The organism is Capnocytophaga sp. oral taxon 332 str. F0381 (assembly GCF_000318275.2).
In the GTDB taxonomy this organism is placed as follows: Bacteria; Bacteroidota; Bacteroidia; order Flavobacteriales; family Flavobacteriaceae; genus Capnocytophaga; species Capnocytophaga bilenii.
The window spans coordinates 3,119-26,180 of the sequence record NZ_KB291261.1 but is presented as its reverse complement, the minus strand read 5'-3'; the positions used below and the strand labels follow the sequence as shown (position 1 = coordinate 26,180).

General features: G+C 36.1%; 20 protein-coding genes and 1 pseudogene. 20 read left to right on the top strand and 1 reads right to left on the bottom strand.

Annotated elements, in window-relative coordinates; translation table 11 throughout:
* Positions 1-36 precede the first annotated feature (36 nt).
* The 7 genes from HMPREF9075_RS01425 to HMPREF9075_RS01395 all read left to right on the top strand — a co-directional run bounded on the left by HMPREF9075_RS01425 (position 37) and on the right by HMPREF9075_RS01395 (position 7,167).
* Positions 37-1,722, top strand: a complete 1,686-nt coding sequence (locus tag HMPREF9075_RS01425; protein ID WP_009751205.1) for a cation diffusion facilitator transporter — start codon at positions 37-39, stop codon at positions 1,720-1,722.
* A gap of 10 nt (positions 1,723-1,732) precedes the next feature.
* Entirely contained in the window at positions 1,733-2,692 is a 960-nt protein-coding gene (locus HMPREF9075_RS01420; RefSeq protein ID WP_009751204.1) for a hypothetical protein, read from the top strand.
* Position 2,693: 1 nt separating this feature from the next.
* On the top strand, positions 2,694-3,806 hold the full coding sequence (locus tag HMPREF9075_RS01415; protein ID WP_009751203.1) for an AAA family ATPase: 1,113 nt from the start codon (positions 2,694-2,696) through the stop codon (positions 3,804-3,806).
* The gene (locus HMPREF9075_RS01410; protein ID WP_009751202.1) at positions 3,803-4,906 is read left to right on the top strand and encodes a hypothetical protein; all 1,104 of its coding nucleotides are present in this window, start codon (positions 3,803-3,805) and stop codon (positions 4,904-4,906) included. Before HMPREF9075_RS01415 ends, HMPREF9075_RS01410 begins: the two co-directional genes overlap by 4 nt.
* Before the next feature lie 85 nt (positions 4,907-4,991).
* The gene (locus HMPREF9075_RS01405) at positions 4,992-5,495 is read left to right on the top strand and encodes a DUF4112 domain-containing protein (RefSeq protein ID WP_009751201.1); all 504 of its coding nucleotides are present in this window, start codon (positions 4,992-4,994) and stop codon (positions 5,493-5,495) included.
* Between the two features lie 102 nt (positions 5,496-5,597).
* Positions 5,598-6,545, top strand: coding sequence for a ribose-phosphate pyrophosphokinase (locus HMPREF9075_RS01400; RefSeq protein WP_009751200.1), 948 nt, complete (start codon positions 5,598-5,600; stop codon positions 6,543-6,545).
* 22 nt (positions 6,546-6,567) lie between these two features.
* Positions 6,568-7,167, top strand: a complete 600-nt coding sequence (locus HMPREF9075_RS01395; RefSeq protein ID WP_009751199.1) for a 50S ribosomal protein L25/general stress protein Ctc — start codon at positions 6,568-6,570, stop codon at positions 7,165-7,167.
* Between the two features lie 90 nt (positions 7,168-7,257).
* Here the strand turns inward: HMPREF9075_RS01395 and HMPREF9075_RS01390 are convergent, their stop codons facing one another.
* Positions 7,258-8,523 carry an acetyl-CoA hydrolase/transferase family protein gene (locus HMPREF9075_RS01390; RefSeq protein ID WP_009751198.1) on the bottom strand — a complete coding sequence of 422 codons (1,266 nt, stop codon included), beginning with the start codon at positions 8,521-8,523 and terminating at the stop codon, positions 7,258-7,260.
* A 113-nt stretch (positions 8,524-8,636) separates the two neighbouring features.
* Here HMPREF9075_RS01390 and HMPREF9075_RS01385 point away from each other — a divergent pair, with 113 nt between their 5' ends.
* The 13 genes and pseudogenes from HMPREF9075_RS01385 to HMPREF9075_RS12650 all read left to right on the top strand — a co-directional run.
* Complete coding sequence (locus HMPREF9075_RS01385; RefSeq protein WP_009751197.1) at positions 8,637-9,047, top strand: BrxA/BrxB family bacilliredoxin; 411 nt, start codon at positions 8,637-8,639, stop codon at positions 9,045-9,047.
* 67 nt (positions 9,048-9,114) lie between these two features.
* On the top strand, positions 9,115-9,849 hold the full coding sequence (locus HMPREF9075_RS01380) for a 1-acyl-sn-glycerol-3-phosphate acyltransferase (RefSeq protein WP_009751196.1): 735 nt from the start codon (positions 9,115-9,117) through the stop codon (positions 9,847-9,849).
* Between the two features lie 102 nt (positions 9,850-9,951).
* Positions 9,952-11,571, top strand: coding sequence for a CTP synthase (locus tag HMPREF9075_RS01375; protein ID WP_009751195.1), 1,620 nt, complete (start codon positions 9,952-9,954; stop codon positions 11,569-11,571).
* A 19-nt stretch (positions 11,572-11,590) separates the two neighbouring features.
* On the top strand, positions 11,591-13,465 hold the full coding sequence (gene yidC / locus HMPREF9075_RS01370; RefSeq protein ID WP_009751194.1) for a membrane protein insertase YidC: 1,875 nt from the start codon (positions 11,591-11,593) through the stop codon (positions 13,463-13,465).
* A 148-nt stretch (positions 13,466-13,613) separates the two neighbouring features.
* A complete protein-coding gene (nagB, locus tag HMPREF9075_RS01365) occupies positions 13,614-15,557 on the top strand; it encodes a glucosamine-6-phosphate deaminase (RefSeq protein WP_009751193.1) in 1,944 nt (647 codons plus the stop codon).
* 199 nt (positions 15,558-15,756) lie between these two features.
* Positions 15,757-17,382 carry an outer membrane beta-barrel protein gene (locus tag HMPREF9075_RS01360; protein ID WP_009751192.1) on the top strand — a complete coding sequence of 542 codons (1,626 nt, stop codon included), beginning with the start codon at positions 15,757-15,759 and terminating at the stop codon, positions 17,380-17,382.
* 3 nt (positions 17,383-17,385) lie between these two features.
* The gene (locus HMPREF9075_RS01355; protein ID WP_009751191.1) at positions 17,386-18,477 is read left to right on the top strand and encodes an OmpA family protein; all 1,092 of its coding nucleotides are present in this window, start codon (positions 17,386-17,388) and stop codon (positions 18,475-18,477) included.
* A gap of 361 nt (positions 18,478-18,838) precedes the next feature.
* Positions 18,839-19,114, top strand: coding sequence for a hypothetical protein (locus HMPREF9075_RS13690; protein WP_232305035.1), 276 nt, complete (start codon positions 18,839-18,841; stop codon positions 19,112-19,114).
* A 64-nt stretch (positions 19,115-19,178) separates the two neighbouring features.
* Positions 19,179-19,829 carry a phosphatidylserine decarboxylase family protein gene (locus tag HMPREF9075_RS01345; RefSeq protein WP_009751189.1) on the top strand — a complete coding sequence of 217 codons (651 nt, stop codon included), beginning with the start codon at positions 19,179-19,181 and terminating at the stop codon, positions 19,827-19,829.
* An 8-nt stretch (positions 19,830-19,837) separates the two neighbouring features.
* Entirely contained in the window at positions 19,838-20,905 is a 1,068-nt protein-coding gene (locus HMPREF9075_RS01340; RefSeq protein ID WP_009414801.1) for a CapA family protein, read from the top strand.
* Between the two features lie 46 nt (positions 20,906-20,951).
* Positions 20,952-21,671, top strand: coding sequence for a YebC/PmpR family DNA-binding transcriptional regulator (locus HMPREF9075_RS01335; RefSeq protein ID WP_009414800.1), 720 nt, complete (start codon positions 20,952-20,954; stop codon positions 21,669-21,671).
* Positions 21,672-22,234: 563 nt separating this feature from the next.
* A complete protein-coding gene (locus tag HMPREF9075_RS01330) occupies positions 22,235-22,765 on the top strand; it encodes a DUF3828 domain-containing protein (protein ID WP_009414798.1) in 531 nt (176 codons plus the stop codon).
* Positions 22,759-23,062 (top strand): annotated as a pseudogene (locus HMPREF9075_RS12650) (DUF3828 domain-containing protein); the annotation flags it as partial. The gene HMPREF9075_RS01330 and the pseudogene HMPREF9075_RS12650, both read left to right, overlap by 7 nt.

Genomic DNA, 23,062 nt, shown 5'->3' with positions numbered 1-23,062 from the left:
TTTCTACAAACAGAATAAATGATAAGTATATAACAAATGAATGAAAATAGTGTAATGACATTAGATAATTTACAAGCTGAAGCAATGAGCTTAGATGAGCTTGAAGCTAACTTATCTAATGAATTGGAAGAACAATTATCAGGGCTTGAGTTTCTTGAAAAAGAACGTGAGAAAATAGGTAACCCTGAAGGTTTAGGAGCAACTATAGAAAATGCAGTTTGGGAACAATTCGGACTGCAAATAGGTTCTATAGCTGGAGAAGATTTTATAAGTGCTAATAGAGGGAATACATTGAATTTAAGAGATTCAGCTCATATTCAAACGAAAGATAACTTTGCTGATGGAAAAATTGCAACTCATAACTACATAAGTAAAGAACAATTAGAACAAAACTATAATAGATATAAAAACACACCTCATAAGGAATTTCGGAAAGAATATGTAAATCCAGGAATGAATGAAACCTTAGAAAGAGCAGGGAGTCTATATAATGAGGGAGTTGAAACAGTTAAGGATATATACACAGGGAAGCAAATACCAACTAAAACAAAATTAGAAAATGGTAAAAATAATCCTCAAGCAGCACAGAGAGAGCATGTTAAATCATCATCAGAGTTATATGAGAATAAATCTCTTCAGATGGCATATGATGACAAAGAATTAGCAGTTGTAATAAATGATCGTGAAAATCTACAAGGTTACACAACTGCAGAAAGGAATAACAGAAAGAGTGATAGAACAGCAGAAGAGATGCATGATAAAGATAGGAATAAACATTGGGAAAAAGCAAATAAAAGAGCTGAAGAACATATTAATAAAAAAGAAAGAGAAGGGGAAGAACGTTTAAGGAGAGAAGGTCGTCAAACTCAAAAAGAGGAGGCTCTCCGTATAGGAGGTAAAGCCCTTAGAGCAGTTGTTTTAGGTCTTTTAGCTGATTTTCTTAAGGTAGTTATTAAGAAATTAGTTTCTTGGTTTAGAAGTGCTGAGAGAAGATTTAGTACCTTTATAGAGCAGTTTAAAGAAGCATGGAAAGAGTTTTGGGGAAATCTTAAAAGCCATTTAATGAATGCAGGTAAAGTACTTGTCTCAACAATAGTAACTGCTATTTTTGGACCTATTGTAAGTGTTTTTACAAAATTATGGACAGTACTTAAAACGGGATATTCATCTCTTTTGCAGGCTATTTCTTATATTCGTAATCCTGAAAACAGAACAAAACCTTTCAGTGTATTAATGCTTGAAGCAGGAAAAATAATAGTAGCAGGGCTATCAGGAATAGGAGCTCTTGTTTTAGGGGAAGTTATAGAAAAAGGACTAATTTCTGCCGGGCTTGTAATTCAAATACCCCTTTTAGGTAGTTTAGCAAGTATTATAGGTTTATTTGTAGGAGCCATTGTTTCAGGAATTGTAGGAGCTTTAGTTTTACGTTGGATAGATAAGCTTATTGCAAATAAACTTAAAAATGAAAATGGTAAACAGCAAATAGAAAAACAGAATGAGATATTAGCAACTCAAGAAAAATTAATGATTATAACTGATGCTAAGCTAGATAATATTAAAGAAAATGTAGCGAGAAGAATTATAGAACGCCACGACTTAGCAGTAGCAATAATACAAAAAGAAATTAATACTACAGAAGAGTTTTGTAATACTGTAAACATTTCAAGAACTAAAAATGATGATCTATTGGATAAGTTGTTTGAAGATTTGAATAATTTATAAATATTTTAAAATGAGTGATATACAGATAACTAAATATAATTTTGAAATAGCTAAAAATAGGATACAAGAGTTTTCTAATAAAATACCTAAAAAAAGTGAACTTGCTCCATTAAAAACTTCATATTTATTTGGATTAATTGATAAAGTGGTTACAGGAGCTGAGATGAATGATATAACAAAGACTATAAATAGCTATTTTCTTGACTGCAATGACCAGATAATCAATATTAAAAAAGAATTTGGAGAAGTTTATAAAGCCTTTGAAGCTCTTGAAAACGAATATATTCAGGGGATTATCACAGCGGTCAATGAATCCTCAAAAGCAAGCAGAAGGGCAAAAGAAGCAAGCGAAAAAGCTATTTCTGCTCAGAGTGATATTGATAGAACTATTAAGACTTTAATACTTACCGTCTCTAAGCTTAAAGAAATTGAGAGGTTTTTTGTTGAAAATCCAGATGAAGTTTTACAAATGAGAGATATAGGGAAAATGCAGAAAGATTTACAACAACATCAAACAGATATTTCTAAGGTGTTTATTGATATCTCAAATATTTCAGAAACAGTACAAAAAGCACATCTGTCTTTTCAAAATGAAATAAATGCTCTACAAGAATATCGTTTTCAACTTGAAAAATATAGACACTTGCCTGATATAGATTCTATTTGGGAAAAAGTAGAATATCATCAACAAGAAATAAAAGTCTTGTCTAAAGGTATAGAAGCTCATAACAAGCAACTTACCTATTTAGAGGCTGAACAGTCTCAAACAAATAGTAATCTGTTAAATTTAAAAGAAGATACAAAACAGTCTTTTGAAAAAACTTACTCTCAAATAAAAAATACACAGTCTCAGATAGAATCAAAAAGTGAATTGTTTGAAAAACGATTGCGTATAGCTTATTGGATAGTAGGCGGGGCTTTGTTTTTAGTGTTGTTCCAGTTTGCATTACTAATGTTTAAAGTACTATAAAATGAAAAGTAAATATCACGAACACTTTTTAAGAGCAGCCCAAAAATTAGATGATGTAACTAAGAGCAATAATGCTATTTATCAGTTAGCTCTTGACATTTCTGATAGTTTTGACCCCCAAGCTATCAAAGAGCTCTGTATCAAAATTCAAAATATATCAAAAACTTCTAACCAAGAACTAGTAATAGAAGCTTGTAAAGATTTGTATTTAAGTCTTATTACAGTAGTAGGGGTAGAACGTGTGCAAGAAATTACTTATAAAGCACAAGAAGATAGCTATAAAGCAAAGGAACGTACATTAGAAGAGTTAATGGCTGAACTAAATACGCTTATAGGGCTACAAAAAGTAAAACAAAAAGTTACAGACTTAATTGCTTATAAAAAAGTACAATCTTTGCGAAAGCAATACAAGCTAAAGACAGCTTCAAGCACATTACACCTTGCTTTTATAGGAAACCCGGGAACAGGAAAGACTACTGTAGCTCGTATTGTAGGGCTTATTTATAAACAATTAGGTATACTCTCAAAGGGGCATTTTATAGAAGTTTCAAGAACAGACCTTATAGCGGGTTATCAAGGGCAAACTGCTTTAAAAGTAAAGAAAGTTGTGGAGCAAGCTAAAGGAGGAGTATTGTTTATAGATGAAGCCTATAGCATTACAGAAAATGACCATAGTGATTCTTATGGTCGTGAGTGCTTAACAGAACTCACCAAAGCATTAGAAGACTATCGCGATGATCTTGTGGTTATTGTAGCGGGGTATACAGAACCTATGCATAAGTTTTTTAATTCAAACCCTGGACTTAAATCAAGGTTTAATACCTTTATAGAGTTTGACGATTACAATACAGAAGAATTATGGCAAATATTCTCTCAAATGTGTAAGAATAATGACTATACTATTTCATCTGAAGCTAAAGAGCAAATTAAACAGCAACTTGAAGAGAAAACAACTCATAAAGAAGGAGACTTTTCAAACGGCAGACTTGTTCGTAATATGTATGAAGATTTTATTTTAAACCAAGCTCGTAGAGTCAGTAAAATAGCTTCTCCTACCCAACAAGAACTTCAAGAAATAACAACTGAAGATATAACAAAATTATCAAAAATATGAATATAGGATTAGGACTATTTAATGTTGTATCACAATCTACATCATCTTCTCAAAATAAAGAGAATAACACTGAAAAAGATTTAAGTGAGAAAGAAAAAATGATTTTAGAAAATCTTTATAGATGTAGAGATTTAGAACTTAATAACCTGTGGCAAAAGAGTATATTTTTAGGACCTATTTTGGTATTGTGTTTTACTGGATATGGATTTTTATTGGATAAATTATTTGAAAGAGAGAGTTTTTCACTCAAAACAAATATACTATGTATAGTATTATGCATTGTTAGTGCTATATTCTCTATGTTGTGGATTTATATGTTTAAAGGTTCAAAAGCTCAATATGAACTTTGCGAGAGAGCTATTGCTAATTATGAACAAAGAGAATTAAATATTCCTTATGGTTACGCAATGGGAACATTGAGGTATAATGATATAGAATTTAATAATAATCTATTGAGTACTAAAGCAGGTAAGTTTTCTCCTTCTAAGATCAATATTCTTATTGGACAAGTGAGTTTATGGTTATGGATTGTTTGTTTTGTGTGTCATTTTATTTTATTTTGTTTTGAAATGGCTAAAATGTATTTATCTTTAAAAGATTTTCCAATAAACTATATACCTATAATATTCTTTCTATTATTTACTTTTTTACTTATAGTTCCTCATATTTTAATGTATATAGAGAAAATTATTACAAGTAGTTATTTATCTCCAAGTAATCAAGAAAGATATACAAGGGAGCTCCTTAGAATTGTTAGTAAAGAAAGGTCTAAAAAAATAGTAAAAGGAAAAGATAAAGATAGAGAATATATAGAAGAAATTATAGAGAATAATCCTGAACTTTTAGGATGTTTATGGAATATATATGAAACAGAGGGTAAAGTACCTCCATTCTTTACAGAAAGAGAAGAAATTTACCTTGATACTTATAGATATTTAATAGAGTCAGGGAAAATAGATATTTCAAAACAAGAGGAATCAGCACCCACTACCTCAATAGATTTAAATAAGGAACTTTCTTCTCTTGCTTCAAGACTTGGTATTAAAGAAGGAAGAGTAAAAGAATTAAATGAGTGCATTAGAAAAAAATATCAGAAATAGCCCTTCTTTATTTTAATCTACTTGCCTATTTGTAAAAAAGTTAGAACTTTGCGGCGTAAAAGTAACAGAAAAAGTAACAGATACTATGAACACATCTTTAAAAGAGGAACAAAAATTACTGAAGAGGGCTGAACGTAAGCTGCGTATGGAGCAGAGTAGAAGCTATAGGGCTATGAAGTCGGCTACTAAAATGATGGACGACTACTACTTAGACCCTATACTTGGGTTGGTGCCGGTGGTGGGCGATATTGTGCCGCACTTGTTCAATGCTTCTTTTTTCTATATTTCTATTTTTAAAATTAGGTCGTATGCGCTTACTGTAACACTCTTGCGAAATGTGCTAATAGATACTTTCGTAGGTATGATACCTTATGTGGGGATTGTACTTGATTTTTTCTATAAATCTTACCGAGAAAATACGATTTTGATAGAGGGTTTTGTGAATGATGACCCGAATATCGTTAAAAAGGTGAAGCGAAGGGCTGTCTATACTACTATATTTATTGTGGTTTTAGGGGTGGCTATTTATTACCTTGCGGTATTTTTATGGTGGACAGTAACGCAACTGGTAGAGATGATAATGAGGTAACATAAAAAAAGATAGAAAAAATTAGTAGGTATTATTTTTTTTTGTACCTTTGCGGCGTGAAACTATAAAAGATGTTTTACCAAATAAAACCTACATACAAAAATGTTTAGTGAAAATACTCCGAAAGTATCTAAAATCTTTGCGTGCTCTAAAAGTATTGCATTAGCAGAGAAAATTGCAGAAAAGTACGGCACTCAACTCGGTGAAATTAAACTATCATACTATAGCGATGGCGAATTTCAGCCCTCATTTGAGGAATCTATTAGAGGGCTACGGGTGTTCTTGATAGGTTCTACCTTTCCAAACTCGGACAACTTGATGGAGCTTTTGCTGATGATTGATGCTGCAAAGCGCGCTTCGGCAAGGCATATTACAGCTGTAATACCTTATTTTGGATGGGCAAGACAAGATAGGAAAGATAAACCTAGAGTACCTATAGGGGCTAAATTGGTAGCTAACTTACTGCAAGCAGCAGGTGCTACACGAATAATGACAATGGACTTGCACGCCGACCAAATACAAGGTTTTTTTGAGCGTCCTGTGGATCATCTTTTCGCATCGAGTATATTCTTGCCTTATTTAGAGAGCTTAAACTTAGATAACTTGTGTATCGCTTCACCTGATATGGGAGGATCTAAACGTGCGTATGCATACTCTAAATACCTAAATTGTGATGTTGTGATTTGCTACAAACAACGCAAACAGGCAAATATTATTGATACAATGGAGCTTATAGGTGATGTAGAGGGCAAAAATGTAGTACTTGTAGATGATATGGTAGATACTGCTGGTACTCTTGTAAAAGCGGCTCAAATAATGAAAGAACGTGGCGCTATGAGCGTACGTGCCGTTGCTACTCACGCTATACTAAGTGGAAATGCTTATGAGCGTATTGAAAACTCTCAAATGGAGGAACTAATCGTTACTGACACTATTCCGCTAAAACATCCTTCATCTAAAATAAAAGTGCTTACTTGTGCTGATTTATTTGCTGAGGTGATGCATAGGGTGCACGAGAACGAATCTATCAGTTCTAAATTCATAATGTAACTTAATAACTATTTATAAATAAATGAAATCAATTACAATCAAAGGATCTCAAAGAGAAAGCGTGGGCAAAGCTGCGACTAAAGCCTTACGTAATGCTGGACAGGTACCTTGCGTATTATACGGAGGAGACAATGTTCTGCATTTTTCGGCACCTGAAATGGCCTTCAAGAGCATAGTATATACTCCTAACGTATATACTGCTACGATTGAATTAGGCGGTAAAAGTTACACTGCTATTTTGCAAGACATTCAGTTTGACCCTGTAAGTGACAAAATCCTTCACGTAGATTTTTACGAGCTTAACAAGAATAAGGAAATCACTATTGAAGTGCCTATCCAAATAGAAGGTACTTCGCCTGGTGTAATGGCTGGTGGTACTTTGCGCATTGTAAACCGTAAATTGAAGGTGAAAGCGCTTCCTGATAATCTTCCTGACTTTGTATCAGTAGATATTTCGGGTATGGAAATGGGTAACAAATTGTATGTTACTAAATTACCTCAAGAGAACTACAAGATTATGCACCCTGATAACACTGTAGTTTGCCAGATAAGAATATCACGTGCTGCTATGAAGGCTGCGCAAGATGCTGCTAAAGCTGAAAAAGGTGGTAAAAAGAAATAATTAGGAATTTTGAATTCAAAATAAAGGCTGTCTAAAAAGTTATCATTTTTTTAGACAGCCCTTTTTGTAGTAATATCCCCCCTCTTTTAACTATAGCTTTGAAAAAACGGCTCTTTCTAAAGCTTCACGATGATTGGGGTGCGCAATATTAATAAGGGCTTTGGCGCGCTGATGTAGGTTTTTACCGAAAAGTTCGGCTACACCATATTCTGTAACAATGTACTGCACGTGTGCACGGGTGGTTACTACGCCTGCGCCTTGCTTTAAAAAAGGTACTATTTTACTTTCGCCTTTATTGGTTAATGAAGGAAAGGCAATAATAGATTTTCCTCCTTCGCTTAGCATCGCACCTCGTACAAAATCTACTTGCCCTCCAAACCCTGAATATATATTACTACCAATGGAGTCGGCGCATACTTGCCCTGTAATATCTACTTCTATAGCGGAATTGATAGAGACTACTTTGGGGTTTTGTCGTATTACTCCTACCTCGTTGGTATAACAAGCTTCTGCAATTTCTACAGAGGGATTTTTATCAATAAAATCGTATAATCTTTGGGTGCCCATAGCAAATGAAGCTATGATTTTACCTTTGTCAATTTTCTTTTCATAGCCGTTGATAACTCCTTTTTTTACCAAATCGAGTACTCCTTCCGTGAGAAGTTCGGTGTGAATACCTAAGTTTTTGAGGTGTCCCATTTCAGCTAAAGTGGCATTGGGAATATTGCCTATCCCTAATTGTAAGGTACTACCATCTTCTATCAGGGGGACTATATGTTGTGCTATTTGGGTTTCGATAGCAGTAGGTGTGGTAAGTTGTAGCGAAAATATAGGGGCATCGTGTTCTACCAGAAAATCTATTTCATCTATATGAAACATAGCATCGCCGTAGGTGCGTGGCATTTGGTTATTTACTTGTGCAATAACGTATTTGGCATTGCGAATAGCGGACTTGGAGGCTTCGACACTTACCCCCATAGAGCAGAACCCGAATTTATCAGGAGGAGTTACTTGTATAAGTACGACATCTACTTTGATGTGTTTGCGGTCGAATAATAACGGCATATCGCTTAGGAAAATAGGTGTATATGACCCATTATCAGTTTGATTTATATGTCTCACATTGGAAGAGAGAAAGAAAGAATTGACGAAGAAGCTATCTTTATACTGGGGGTGGGCATAAGCTGCTTTGCCTTCGATATGTATATGCCCAATAGTAACGTTACGCAGTTCGGGGGCTCGTGCCACAAGAGCATCGATAAGGATTTCGGGTACAGCAGCTCCGCCGTGAATATAGACGAAATCGTTACTTTTGACATTTTTCAGTGCTTCTTGCGCTGTTGTAATTTTTGTCATAAAAAATAGTTTTTAGTTTTGCGGCTCAAAGGTAGTTATAAAAAACGATTTTACAAAATATTTGGTGAATAAAAAAAAATTAGTACCTTTGCACCAATAAAATAAAGAATATTATGTATCCACCTGAATTGGTAAAACCTATGATAGAGGAACTAACAAATGTTGGTTTCCACGAATTGAAGACTGTAGAAGCTGTAAAAGAGGCGATAGAGCGCGATGGGACTACTTTGGTAGTAGTAAATTCGGTATGTGGTTGTGCAGCTCGCAATGCACGCCCTGCGGTAGTATATAGCTTGCAAAATGCTAAAAAACCTGATTATTTAGCAACTGTATTTGCGGGTGTAGATAAAGAAGCAACTAATGAGGCTCGCGAATATATGCTACCTTTTCCACCTTCATCACCAAGTATTGCGCTATTTAAAGATGGTGAATTGGTGCATATGCTTGAACGTCATCATATTGAAGGGCGTATGGCTGAAGCAATTGCTGAGAATTTACAGCAAGCTTATGACGAATATTGTTAATACTTATCTTTTATTTTACACTTTGCTAAAGTATAGTTGCTTTAGCAAAGTTTTTTATTTTTAAAATATGATGAAAATACTTTCTTATCCTCTTAGTGTTTTGCATTACTTGCTTTACGGCGGCTTATTGCTTCTTTTTCACCCCATACAATGGATTTGTATTCACTTTATAGGGCGAAAAGCTCATAAAGCCGTTGTAGATTTTCTCACATTGATACTTACCAAAATAATGATCGTATCAGCCAATTGGGTACGCTTTACTATAGAAGTACCGCTACCCGATAATGTTCCGCTTATTTTTGCTCCTAATCACCAAAGTATTTACGATATACCACCACTAATATGGTATTTGCGCCGTTACAGCGTACGTTTTGTAGGTAAAAAAGAGTTGGGCGGCGGAATACCAAGTATCACAATAAATTTGCGTAATAATGGTTCCGTACTCATAGATCGCAGTCGTCCACAAGATGCTGTGCCACAACTAAAAGAATTTGGTGCCGACTTGCAAGCAAAACGAGGTGCTGGACTCATATTTCCTGAAGGTACGCGTAGCCGCAACGGAGTGCCTCGCCCTTTTAAAATAAAAGGGTTACAGACAATTATGGAGCAAATGCCTGATGGCTATGTAGTGCCTGTAACTATTAATAATTCTTGGAAAATACTCAAATATGGACAATTTCCTTTAGGAATTGGCAATCTCATTAGTTTTTATGTGCATAAACCTATTAAGATAGAACAAGATAGAATCATAGAACAAATAGAGGAAGTAGAAGCTAAAGTAAAATCGATGATTGATAAATAAGGATATAAGCAAAGGATAAGCTTATAAATCAAAATTTATGATTTGTTGTTTATCATTTGTCATTTATCATTATTTTCGTATCTTTGCAGCAAAATTAAGACAATGGCTAATTGTAAATATATATTCGTTACGGGGGGGGTTACTTCCTCTCTTGGCAAGGGTATTATTGCGGCATCTCTTGCTAAATTACTTCAGGCACGTGGCTATCGCGTTACTATTCAAAAATTTGACCCTTATATAAACGTAGACCCTGGTACGCTTAATCCTTATGAACACGGCGAATGCTATGTAACAGAAGATGGTGCAGAAACCGACCTTGACCTTGGACATTATGAGCGTTTTTTGAATGTTCCTACTTCGCAGGCGAACAATGTTACCACAGGACGCATCTACCAAAGCGTTATAGAAAAAGAAAGACGAGGTGAATTTTTGGGTAAGACGGTACAGGTGGTACCTCACATTACTAATGAAATAAAGGAGCGTATACAGATACTTGGCAAAACAGGCGAGTATGACATAGTGATTACTGAGATTGGCGGTACTGTAGGCGATATAGAATCATTACCTTATATAGAGTCGGTACGGCAATTGTTATGGGATTTAGGAGAACACAATGGTATTGTTATTCACCTTACTTTGGTACCTTACCTTGCTGCTGCAGGCGAACTCAAGACAAAACCTACCCAACATAGTGTAAAGATGCTGATGGAAAGCGGTATTCAGGCAGATATTTTGGTATGCCGTACTGAACACGAACTTTCTGATGATCTTCGTTATAAATTGGCACTTTTCTGCAATGTAAAGCGCGAGGCTGTTATACAATCAATAGATGTGCCTACGATTTACGATGTGCCCAATATGATGCTCTTGGAGGGCTTAGACAAAGTAGCTCTGAAAAAATTAGACCTTCCTTATAAAAATGACCCTGATTTGACCCAATGGAACGCTTTCTTACAACGATATAAAAACCCCAAACATCGTGTAAAAATAGGTTTGGTGGGTAAATACGTAGAGCTACAAGATTCTTATAAATCTATTTTAGAGGCATTTATTCACGCTGGCGCTGCAAATGAAATACGAGTGGATGTAGAAACCATTCACTCCGAACATCTAAACGAAGAAAATATAACAGCTAAATTGTCTCATTTAGATGCAGTGCTTGTGGCACCAGGTTTTGGTGGGCGTGGTATTGAAGGAAAAATAAAAGCAATAGCCTACGTACGCGAACACAATATACCTTTCTTGGGTATTTGCTTGGGTATGCAAATGGCTGTGATAGAATTTGCACGTAATGTGGCTGGAATGCCTGATGCCAATTCTACTGAAATGAACCCTAACACACCTTATCCTGTTATCAGCTTAATGGAAGCACAAAAAGAGGTAACGCACAAAGGGGGTACAATGCGCTTGGGTGCGTGGGATTGTGATTTATTGCCCGATAGCAAGATTTATGAGGCTTATGGCAAAACTCACATCTCGGAACGCCACCGTCATCGCTATGAGTTTAATAACGATTTTAAAGAGCCTTTAGAAAAAGCTGGCTTGCGCTGCACCGGGTTAAACCCTATAACGGGATTGGTAGAGGTGGTAGAATTGCCTACCCACCCTTGGTTTATAGGGGTGCAATACCACCCAGAGTATAAAAGTACGGTAGCCAATCCGCACCCGCTATTTGTGGCGTTTGTGAAAGCTGCTTTAGATAACAAACTTAAAAAGAACTAAAAAACGGATATTTATATATATGGAAGAAAAAAGGTTTGATATACAAACGATTATTGGTTTTGTATTATTGTCGGTGTTATTTATTTGGATAGTAATAAACAACCGACCTAACGAGGCGGAAATAGCAAAACAAAAAGCACAACAAGAACAAGCAGAAGCTGCAGCAGCTAATAAAGCTAAAGCAGAGGCTGCAACAGCGGCGGCTTCATATCAAAACATACCTACTGACTCTGTAGGATTGGCAGCTTACAAGGCTACTTTGGGTGATTTTGCTTATTCAGCAACTTTACCTTCTGCTAAAAATGCAGTAACTGTTATAGAAAACAAGGATTTAAAACTAACCATTAGTAATAAAGGTGGTATCCCTAAAGAAGTATTACTGAAGGAGTTTAAAACTTATGACACTTTGCCTGTATACTTAATAAAAGACGGCAATGCTTCATTTGCAGTGGATTTCACTACTGTAGATGGAAAAAAGCTAAATACTAAAAACTTGTATTTTGAACCTTCATTGACTACAAAAGACGGCAAGCAAGTGCTTACAATGCGTTTGAAAACAGCTGAAAACAATTATTTGGAATACGTGTATACACTTGGGGCTGAGGGATATATGGTGGATGTAGCCGTACGCAGCCAAGGTTTGGCTAAAACGTTAAATAGTAGTGCTCCTATTGCTATAGATTGGCAGCTGAAAGCACGCCGTATGGAAAAGAGTGTTACTTATGAAAACCGCTATACACAAGCTACTATACAATACGACAATGGCGAGATTAGCCGTATGAACCAAGCTGGTAATGATGGCAATAAAAAATCTCAAGTGAACTGGGTGGCTTATAAACAACATCTTTTCACTTCTGTAATGATTCAAGATACTCCTTTTGCTAATGCCGATTTTCTCTCATACAATATCGCTAATAATGAGGGAAAAGAAGTGAAATACACAAAAAACTTCAGAACTACAGCTCCTATAAAAACAAAAGGAGGAGAATTAAGTGAATCATTGCATTTTTACTTTGGACCAAGTGATTATAATGTATTAAAGCAATACAATGATAAATATGATCTTACAGAGCTTATACCATTAGGTTGGGGAATTTTTGGATGGCTAAACAAATGGGCTTTTATACCGCTCTATAATTTCTTATCTGACTATTTTTCAGTAGGCTTGGTAATTATACTAATGACCATTATTGTACGTTTATTCTTGTCGCCAATGGTATATAAATCATATGTATCACAAGCTAAAATGAAGGTATTACGCCCTGAAATAGAAGAGATTAACAAGAAATACGAAGAGCCTATGAAACGCCAACAAGAAACAATGGCACTCTACAGTAAAGCTGGTGTAAACCCTATGAGTGGCTGTATACCTGCCTTGTTGCAGTTGCCAGTTTTCTTGGCACTCTTCAACTTCTTCCCTACCGAATTTGGACTTAGACAAAAGAGTTTCTTATGGGCACAAGATTTATCATCGTACGATGCTATTTTTGAATTGCCTTTCTCTATTCCGTTCTATGGTAGCCATATTAGTTTGTTTCCTCTATTAGCTTCGGTAGCGATTCTTATTTATTCGCTGATGACAATGGCGCAAACAGTACAACCACAGCAACCTGGTATGCCTAATATGAAATTCTTGATTTACTTATCCCCTATAATGATGTTGTTTTTCTTTAATAACTATGCGAGTGGATTGAGTTTGTACTATTTCATATCAAACTTGCTAACTATCCTGATAATGTTGGTTATTAAACACTTTATTATAGATGAAAAGAAGATTCACGCACAAATACAAGAAAATAAGAAAAAACCTAAAAAAGAAGGTAAATTTCAGGCAAAAATGCGTGAGATGATGGAGCAAGCAGAAGCGCAAAGAAAAGCGCAACAACGAAAATAAAATAAGAACGAGATACGTGTATAGGTATCTCGTTTTTTTTATAGAAAGAAGTTGTAAATAAATCTTAAAATTATTTGTACAATTCATAAAAGAATTGTACCTTTGCCGTGTTAAAGAAAAACTAAAAAATTATCATTTATCAAACAAAATGAGAACACATATTAAAAAAGAAGTTTCATCGATTGCTCATCACCCAGCGGGGTCGGTGGAAGAGACACGTTTTGAGAAGATCGATAATGTAATTTTCTCAAGCTCAGTAACAGCTTCAATAAGTGTTGCACACGAAATAGCTGCATTAATCAGAAAAAAAGAAGCAGAAGGCAAACCTTGTGTGCTGGGCTTAGCTACAGGGTCATCACCTGTGAAAGTGTATGATGAATTGGTGCGAATGCACAAAGAAGAAGGACTTAGCTTTAAAAATGTCATTACCTTTAACTTGGACGAGTATTATCCTATGGAAAAACAGGATATACAAAGCTATTGGTACTTTATGCACGAGCATTTGTTTAACCATATTGATATTCCAAAAGAAAATATCAATATTCCTAACGGAACGGTTTCACACGAAGAACTTGAAGCTTACTGCCAAGGTTACGACAAAAAAATAGAAGAATGTGGCGGTATAGACTTTCAGCTTTTGGGTATAGGGCGTACAGGACATATTGGTTTTAACGAACCTGGTTCTAACCGCAATTCGGGTACTCGTATTATCACACTTGACCATATTACCCGTTCTGATGCTGCTGAAACTTTTCACGGCATAGATAACGTACCACGCCAAGCTATCACTATGGGTATCCGTACCGTAATGAAAGCACGCCGTATTGTACTATTGGCGTGGGGTAATAGTAAAGCCTCTATCGTAGCAAAAGCTGTAGAAGGCGAAATCACTTCGGAAGTGCCTTCATCTTACCTACAATTGCACGACAATACTACTTTCGTGCTTGACCAAGAAGCGGCTTCAGACCTTACTCGTATCAATACACCTTGGCTAGTAACTGATGTACAATGGAATGAAGACCTTAAAGCTAAAGCTATTGTATGGCTATGTGAGCACTTAGGCAAAACAATACTTAAACTTACCGACTCTGACTACAACGAAAACGGTATGTCTAAACTTCTTGCGGAATCGGGTCCTGCTTACGATTTGAATATTGCGATGTTTAACCGCTTACAACACACTATCACAGGCTGGCCAGGTGGTAAACCTAATGCTGATGATACTAATCGTCCTGAACGCGAACACCCACACAAAAAACGCATTATTATCTTCAGTCCGCACCCTGATGATGATGTTATCTCAATGGGCGGTACTTTTGACCGCTTGGTATCACAAGGACACGAAGTACACATTGCTTACCAAACTTCTGGTAACTTTGCCGTATCAGACCACGAAGCGTTGAAATTTGCTGAAGTGTTTAAAGATATGGTAAAAGAAAACAAGGGCGAAGTAGCTGTACTTGATGAGATTATCAGCAATATCACTAATAAAAAATCTAATGAAATAGATACTTTATTAGTACGCCAACTAAAAGGTAATATACGTCGCCACGAATCATTGGCAGCTACTCGCTACGAAGGTGTACCTGATAAACACGTACACTTCCTGAACTTGCCTTTCTACGAAACAGGAGGTGTGAAGAAAAACCCTATAGGTGAGGCAGATATCAAAATCATTATGAATTTGATTGAAGAGGTAAAACCACACCAAATATATGCAGCTGGTGACCTTGCTGACCCACACGGCACTCACAAAGTGTGCTTAGACGCTATTTTTGCAGCTCTTAAGAACTTGAAACACAAAGATTATATGAAAGACTGCTGGGTATGGCTATACCGCGGAGCTTGGCACGAATGGGATATACACGAAATAGAAATGGCAGTGCCTATGAGTCCGGCGCAAGTGCTTAAGAAACGTCAAGCTATTTTCTTCCACCAATCACAAAAAGATGGTGCTATGTTTCAAGGAGATGACTTGCGTGAGTTCTGGCAACGTGCAGAAGCGCGCAATAGCCAAACGGCACAACGCTATCGCAATTTAGGCTTAGCTGATTATGAGGCTATAGAAGCGTTTAAACGTTACTTTTTTTAATTAGCAAATTTGAGAATTAGTAAATTTGAGAATTAGCAAATTAAATTACAGATAAAATAAAAAAGGCAGTGCAGTGATGTGCTGCTTTTTTAGTTTGTAAAGAAATTATGAATTATAGTTGCAGGAGTGAAAAAATAGTTGTACTTTTGCCTAATCATTTAACTTAAATGATTAACTACTAAAAAATAATTAAAAAACAATGAGAAAAACTTTTTTAAACTTAGGTGTTTTTGTGCTTTTATCTACTTCGGTAGGAGCACAAGTAAAAGATATTAGCTTCGCTGTAGCCCCTACGGGTGATTATGTGTGGTGGCAAAAGAAAACCGCTATCACCAATGGCTTTATGGCAGGTGGTTACGTAGGCTTCGGGTTTGGTAGAAATATAGAGTTATTGGGTTCGTATAGACAATCGATAGGGATGAAATCGACTCTTACGGGTTATGATGCTCCTAATGCTATTAGCAATGTTTTTGAATCTAAAGAGGTAGCTGTGCACAGATGGGGTGGCGAACTGAAAGGTAATATACCGATGGCATACTCTTTTCAGCCTTATGTTACCTTGGGTTCAGGAGTACAAACCATCAAAGCTAATGAATTAAGTCAAGACCAAGTGTACTTTGCTTTAGGATTGGGGGCTAAGTTTAACCTTGCGCGCCGCCTTACCCTGAACCTACAAGCTAAAGCGACTCGTTTCAGCTTTGACCCTAGCAATGTGCTTTATAAACCTACAGAGGCTAACACTTCAGCTTATAACACTTGGATAAATAATAACGTAGATGAAGAAAATCACTTGGCGTGGAGTGTAGGCGCAGGACTACAGCTTTACTTAGGAGGTCGCAACCCTAATCAGCTAACAGAATTAGACCAAGCGTATACAAACTTGAAGAGCTTCAAAGTAGTAATAGAGCCTACTTTGGGTTACTTAAACTTCAATAGTGATAGTAATCTACGCGATGCTTACTTTGGAGGCTTGGCATTGGGAGTAGATTTTACTGAATACATAGGTATCAGAGGGTATTACCACCAAGCAATGACTGAAAGAAAATTATCAACTAAATTTGATAAATTATCAATGTATGGTGGTGATTTCTTAGCACGCCTAAATGTAGCTAATGGTGTAGTGCCTTACGTGCAATTGGGTGCAGGTTATATGAGAGTAGGCGATGATTATGTAGGTAAGGTAGCAAGTGTAGCAAATAAATCGGGGATTTTTGCTAAAGGGGGGATAGGATTAGCTATACCTTTAGGCAAGCGCGTAGAGCTTTTTGGGGTAGCTAATTTGCTCTATACAACTCATAACAAAGATGTAAGTACTGCCCTAAGTGCTATAAATGAATTGCAAAGCAATGTATTTTACAACGCAGGGATACGTATCAAGTTAGCTAAAAAGGTAGAAAGAGAAGTGTATGAAGAACCAAAAGAAGTAACAGCTGTTGCTACTACTCCTGTTTCGCCCGAAAAACAAAAATTAACTTACTACAATAGCCAAATAACCATAATAGAAAAACAAATACAATTGGCTTACCAAAATGGCGATACAGTTAATGCCAATCGTTTGCTAAAGGAAAAACAACAATGGGAAGACCTTAGAAATACGTATGTGGCAGAGCATCAGCCCTACCCTACTGCTGAACAAGTGCGCTTGGTACGTATGACTCCAGAAGAACTACAACAACTTATAGATAATGTAGTAAAAAGTATCAAGGAGGGCGAAGGCAAAACTCCTGAGCAACGTATAGACCGATTAGAAAAACTACTTTTAGAGGCACAAAAAGCTAAAGACGAAGTACAAAATACAAAAACTGTAGTACCTACAGCAGAATAATTTATGAAGTATATCTATCATATTATAGGGGTTTTATTGCTATGTGTACCTACTATGAGAGCACAAGTAGCTCCTACCCCAACAAAAACAGAGATAGTAATGACGGTAGATGAACTGCGCTTACTCTTAGAACAAATAGGGAGGGCAGAGCTAACTTCCTTAAGAGATAAGCAGTTAGACAGTATGCTATCGGCTGTAAATTACAAAACAACGGCAGTATCGCCTACTTCGGTAGTTATAAATGAGTATCGATTAGTAGAAGCAGCTGCAGTAAGTCCTACAGTAGTGGGAACAAATAGTAGTACTATTATCAACCGCACGATGAGTAATACTGCTATCGCTCGTACTGCAAATTCTATGGTAGTTGCCCATACGGCGGGTAGTACTACAGCTCAGCGTTCTGTAGTACCTGCTGCTGTAGCTCAACCACAGAATACTGCTGCGATAGCCCAACAGGTAGCTCAACTATCGGGGGTAGTAGAACAGTTGCGCAAACAGCAGCAATTGTTATTGGCAGCTTTGACAGCTAATACAGGAGTGGTAGCGGCTAATACAGGAGTGGTAGCGGCTAAAAGTAAAGCTACTCCTACAGCTACTGCTACCCCTGCCAATACTCAGTCTGCCGCTGTAAGTACCCAAGCTACGACAACAGCCACTACGGCAACAGCGGGCTATACTCCCATAGTAGTGCAAAGCGTAACTGCTACAGGGGTGCCTGTACAAATTTCGGCAGAAAAACGCAGTGAATTGGAACAGCTATTGGCTGCATATGGGCATAAGAAAGCGGTACTCTATTTTGCTAATAATAAAACGATACCTTTGGCTTACAACCCTACAATAGTAGACGAAATGGTAGCGATGTTACAAGCGCACCCTGAACTATCTATACTCTTAGAAGGTTATGCAAGTGCCGTAGGGAGTGCTTCCTACAACAATGTGCTCTCTATGGAGCGCGCTGTAGCAGTTGCCCAAATACTAAATGGTAAGGGGATAAGCAACGAGCGTATATTGACTGCTTTTAAAGGAATTGACTCGCAAGCTACCCCTGCACAAGCGCGCCGTGTAGAGCTACGGGTAATTATTCGCAGTTATTAGGTGTCATCAGTTTAAAATAAAGACTGATTGTTTTAGAAATTAGTTTTAGAAATGAAATAGAAAAAGGTAGTGTAACAATAAACTGCCTTTTTCTTGCTTTTATGTTGTAGATATAATGCTATATGTATTGACAAGTGTCCTTATTATAAGTGTCCTTTTGGTTTTAGTATTCCATTTGATACGAAAAAAGTATAGGATTTTTTATTACGAATTTTATATTTCGGCTTCATTATTTGATGTTATAATTGAAACAGAAAATGAGGTTAATAAAAAGGCAATTTATCATTTTTTTGGACGAAAACCTTATTTTTGCAACAAAAAGAATATCAGTATAATACGACAAGCTGATAAACTTTTCTATTTGTATATAAGATTTTATGATGAAGAAAAAATGATTCTTTTTAGAGAAGAAATTGAAAAATATAAAGAAATATTTCCTTTTTGGGTGGTGTTTCCTAATAATTTTTATGGAGCTCCTCGTTGGAATCAAGGATATCAAGAACAATATAGGGATGTTTTTTTGAAATATTGGAAGACTTTGAGCTATAAAGAACAAGAAGAATATATGAATAAATACAACTGCCCAACTGAGTGGTGCGAATGGTTGGGTGATTATAAAAAATCTCTTTTGAACTGATTATATTATTTTTTGTAATTTGGTATTTTATTCGTAATTTTGCAGGCAAAAATAATAGAGTAATATGTTTCATAAAGAAGGTTTTAAGATTATCTTGGTTAGCTTTACTATTACGATGGTAGTAGCATTGATAGCTCATTATTGTATTGATATAGAATGGATTAGATTGACAATACAGCTGTTGGCTTTTGTCTTTTTGATAGCTATACTACAGTTTTTTAGAAACCCTAAACGCGTCACACCTAAGAATGACACGCATATTATTGCTCCTGTAGATGGTAAGGTGGTGGTAATAGAAGAGGTATTTGAAAAAGAATACTTCAAAGATAAACGTTTGCAGGTATCAATATTTATGTCGCCTTTAAACGTACACGTAACACGTTATGCTTTAGGTGGTAAGGTAACCTACAGCAAATATCACCCAGGTAAGTACTTGGTAGCGTGGCACCCTAAGGCTTCTGAAGAGAATGAACGCACTACTATAGTGGTAGATAACCCTGTGTTTGGTGAGGTACTATACCGACAAATAGCAGGAGCTTTGGCAAAACGTATTGTTAATTACGCTAAAGTAGGCGATACAGCAGTGCAAGGCGAAGATGCAGGCTTTATAAAGTTTGGCTCGCGTGTGGATGTATATCTACCTTTAGGTACCAAAGTAAAGGTGCAGTTAGGTGATAAAGTAAAAGGAGGCGTACAAGTAATTGCTGAAAAATAAGAAAGACTATGAAAAAAACACTTCTGTTATTAGCAGTTATATTTGTAGGGACTCTTTATGCACAAACTGATACTCAAATAGATGCGACTTCATTAGTAACAAAAGATACTCTTACTATTGTGGCAGTAGGCGATGTAATGATAGGCTCAGCTTTTCCTGCAGGCAATCTGCCACCTGATGATGCTAAGAATAGCTTTAAGCACGTGAAACCTTATCTGAAAGGCGATATAGTGTTTGGCAATTTGGAAGGTGCTATTTTAGATACAGGCAATTCAGAGAAATGTAAAGGCTCGGAAGCAGGTACTTGTTACGCTTTTAGGATGCCAGATCGCTATGGTGATATACTAAAAGAGGCGGGTTTTAACCTTATGAGTACTGCTAATAATCACGCTAACGACTTTGGTGAAAAAGGGCGCCGCAATACGGCTAAAGTATTGGATAATGTAGGGATTTACCACGCAGGACCTGTAGAAAATAAGTCGGTAGTATTTGAAAAAGATGGAGTGAAGTATGGCTTCTGTGCTTTTTCGCCTAATAGCAATATGTTGTCAGTAAACAATATAGCTCAAGCGACTGACTTAGTAAAGGAGCTAAGAGCGCAAGCTGATATAGTTATTGTTTCGTTTCACGGAGGTGCCGAGGGCTCTAAACATACCCGCGTACCCCGAACGAATGAGTTTTTCTACGGTGAAAATAGAGGAGATGTGCATAAATTTGCTCACTCAGTAATAGATGCAGGAGCAGATATAGTATTGGGACACGGGCCGCACGTTACACGCGCTGTAGAGGTGTACAAAGGAAAGTTTATCACCTATAGTATGGGTAACTTTAATACTTATGGGCAGTTTAACCTGCAAGGTGTTAATGGGATAGCTCCCCTCTACCAAATAAAAATAGATAAGAACGGCAATTTTATATATGCAGATGTCATCTCTACAAAGCAAACTAAAGGGATTGGCTTAGAGTTGGACGCTGAAGGTAGGGTATTTCAGGAAATAAAAAAGCTTACAGGACTTGATTTTCCTGAAGCACAATTGCAATTTGAAGAAGGAAAAATTAGACAATTAGTCAATTAACTATTAAAATAAACAATTAACCATTAATAATTAATTATTAAAAAAGATGGGAAGAGCATTTGAATTTAGAAAAGCCCGTAAATTTAAACGTTGGGCTGCAATGGCAAAAACATTCACTCGTATAGGAAAAGATATTGTAATGGCAGTGAAAGAGGGAGGTCCACACCCTGAAAGTAACTCTCGACTACGTGCCGTAATACAAAATGCTAAGGCAGCTAATATGCCGAAAGAAAATATAGAACGCGCTATAAAAAAAGCAAGTGAAAAGGATACCGCTAACTATAAAGAAGTACTTTTTGAAGGCTATGCACCACACGGTATAGCTGTGCTGATAGAAACTGCTACTGATAATAACAACCGTACCGTAGCAAATATACGTAGCTACTTCAATAAATGCAATGGTACATTGGGGACTTCTGGTTCTGTAGAATTTATGTTTGACCATACGTGTAACTTTCGTATCAATGCTGAAGGTATAGACCCTGAGGAATTGGAACTTGAAATGATAGATTTTGGAGCAGAAGAGGTATTTGCTGACGAAGATGGTATTCTTATTTATGCTCCTTTTGAGAGTTTTGGAGCTATACAAAAAGAGCTTGAAAGTAGGAATATAGAGATTCTGTCATCAGGTTTTGAACGCATTCCACAGGTTACCAAAGAACTCACTCCTGAAGAACAAGCTGATGTAGAGAAACTATTAGAAAAAATAGAAGAAGACGAGGATGTCCAGAATGTTTATCACACTATGAAGGAATCGGAAGAATAAGCCTATTATAGTTGACTATTCATCAAAAAAAGAGAATGCTTGGCTTAAACATTCTCTTTTTCCTTTTATATAAGAAGTAACGCAGAGGCAAGACCCCTTGTAAAAATTGATGTAAGGTTTAAAATAAAACTTATTTACCGCCGACCTAGCTTTGATATTGATGCTGCAATAATACGAATACATAAAGAAATAGATAAAAGAGCTGATAAAAAATCTATTGGTTATTGCGCAAGATATGTAAGATGGGGCTTAGAATCAGGAGGAATTAATACAAGTGACCGTCCTAATTATGCTTGTAAATATGGTCCTTTTTTACTGAGAAAGGGATTTAATCAAATAAATATAACAGACCCTAATGATTATACTCCTATCAAAGGGGATATTGTTGTTTTTGACACATACCCAGGTCAGCCAAAATATCCTGCTGGGCATATCCAAATGTACAATGGAGAGAAGTGGGTGTCAGATTTTGTGCAAAGACGTTTCTGGCCTGGTACTGCTTATGAAAATGATTATAAAAAGAGAAAAGAAGAAAAAAGAGAAATTAATTTTAAAATATTCAGATGGTAAAGATTTATTATTTTATTTCAGCGGGTTTATTGTTGTTTGCTTGTAACAATAACAACACCCAAGTGTCATCTTTCGATGATAGTACAGATACTATTTCCTCTATCAAAAGAGATACAATAGTAAATAAGGATACAATTGCACCAATTCAAGCTCCTAAAGAAGAAACTGATGAAGCTACAAAAATGATTTTAGAATTTTATGATAAGTACATCAGGCAGAAAGATAAAATGCCTTGTCTTGATTGCGAAGAATTAAGGGAAATAGAAAGGGAGTTTCTATCAAGTAAATTAATACGGAAAGTAAATTCAGATGAATTAAGTGCAGATCCTATTGTAGGAGCCCAAGATATCTTCATAGAATGGTTGGACTCTATTAAGGTAAAGAAGATAAATTCAAAAAGATATAATGTGTATCTTTTTGACTTTTATGAAAACAGATATGATGATAGCATACAATTAAAAGTAGCTAAGAAGAAAGACAGGTACATCATTGATGATATTAATTTTAAAATATTCAGATGGTAAAGATTTATTATTTTATTTCAGCGTGTTTATTGTTGTTTTCTTGTAACAATAGCAATAATACCCAAGTGTCATCTTCTAATGATACTACAGATACTATTTCCTCTATCAAAAGAGATACCATAGTAGAAAAAGATACAATTGCACCAATTCAAGTGCCTAAAGAAGAAACTGATGAAGCTACAAAAATGATTTTAGAATTTTATGATAAGTACATCAGGCAACAAGATAAAATGCCTTGTCTTGATAACAGGGAGTTTTGTGAAGAAGAATTAAGGGAAATAGAAAGGGAGTTTCTAT

Coding starts and splice junctions, on each gene's coding strand:
- HMPREF9075_RS01425 (WP_009751205.1), top strand. CDS start 37: ATGAATGAAAATAGTGTAATGACATTAGATAATTTACAAGCTGAAGCA.
- HMPREF9075_RS01420 (WP_009751204.1), top strand. CDS start 1,733: ATGAGTGATATACAGATAACTAAATATAATTTTGAAATAGCTAAAAAT.
- HMPREF9075_RS01415 (WP_009751203.1), top strand. CDS start 2,694: ATGAAAAGTAAATATCACGAACACTTTTTAAGAGCAGCCCAAAAATTA.
- HMPREF9075_RS01410 (WP_009751202.1), top strand. CDS start 3,803: ATGAATATAGGATTAGGACTATTTAATGTTGTATCACAATCTACATCA.
- HMPREF9075_RS01405 (WP_009751201.1), top strand. CDS start 4,992: ATGAACACATCTTTAAAAGAGGAACAAAAATTACTGAAGAGGGCTGAA.
- HMPREF9075_RS01400 (WP_009751200.1), top strand. CDS start 5,598: ATGTTTAGTGAAAATACTCCGAAAGTATCTAAAATCTTTGCGTGCTCT.
- HMPREF9075_RS01395 (WP_009751199.1), top strand. CDS start 6,568: ATGAAATCAATTACAATCAAAGGATCTCAAAGAGAAAGCGTGGGCAAA.
- HMPREF9075_RS01390 (WP_009751198.1), bottom strand. CDS start 8,523: ATGACAAAAATTACAACAGCGCAAGAAGCACTGAAAAATGTCAAAAGT.
- HMPREF9075_RS01385 (WP_009751197.1), top strand. CDS start 8,637: ATGTATCCACCTGAATTGGTAAAACCTATGATAGAGGAACTAACAAAT.
- HMPREF9075_RS01380 (WP_009751196.1), top strand. CDS start 9,115: ATGATGAAAATACTTTCTTATCCTCTTAGTGTTTTGCATTACTTGCTT.
- HMPREF9075_RS01375 (WP_009751195.1), top strand. CDS start 9,952: ATGGCTAATTGTAAATATATATTCGTTACGGGGGGGGTTACTTCCTCT.
- yidC (WP_009751194.1), top strand. CDS start 11,591: ATGGAAGAAAAAAGGTTTGATATACAAACGATTATTGGTTTTGTATTA.
- nagB (WP_009751193.1), top strand. CDS start 13,614: ATGAGAACACATATTAAAAAAGAAGTTTCATCGATTGCTCATCACCCA.
- HMPREF9075_RS01360 (WP_009751192.1), top strand. CDS start 15,757: ATGAGAAAAACTTTTTTAAACTTAGGTGTTTTTGTGCTTTTATCTACT.
- HMPREF9075_RS01355 (WP_009751191.1), top strand. CDS start 17,386: ATGAAGTATATCTATCATATTATAGGGGTTTTATTGCTATGTGTACCT.
- HMPREF9075_RS01345 (WP_009751189.1), top strand. CDS start 19,179: ATGTTTCATAAAGAAGGTTTTAAGATTATCTTGGTTAGCTTTACTATT.
- HMPREF9075_RS01340 (WP_009414801.1), top strand. CDS start 19,838: ATGAAAAAAACACTTCTGTTATTAGCAGTTATATTTGTAGGGACTCTT.
- HMPREF9075_RS01335 (WP_009414800.1), top strand. CDS start 20,952: ATGGGAAGAGCATTTGAATTTAGAAAAGCCCGTAAATTTAAACGTTGG.
- HMPREF9075_RS01330 (WP_009414798.1), top strand. CDS start 22,235: ATGGTAAAGATTTATTATTTTATTTCAGCGGGTTTATTGTTGTTTGCT.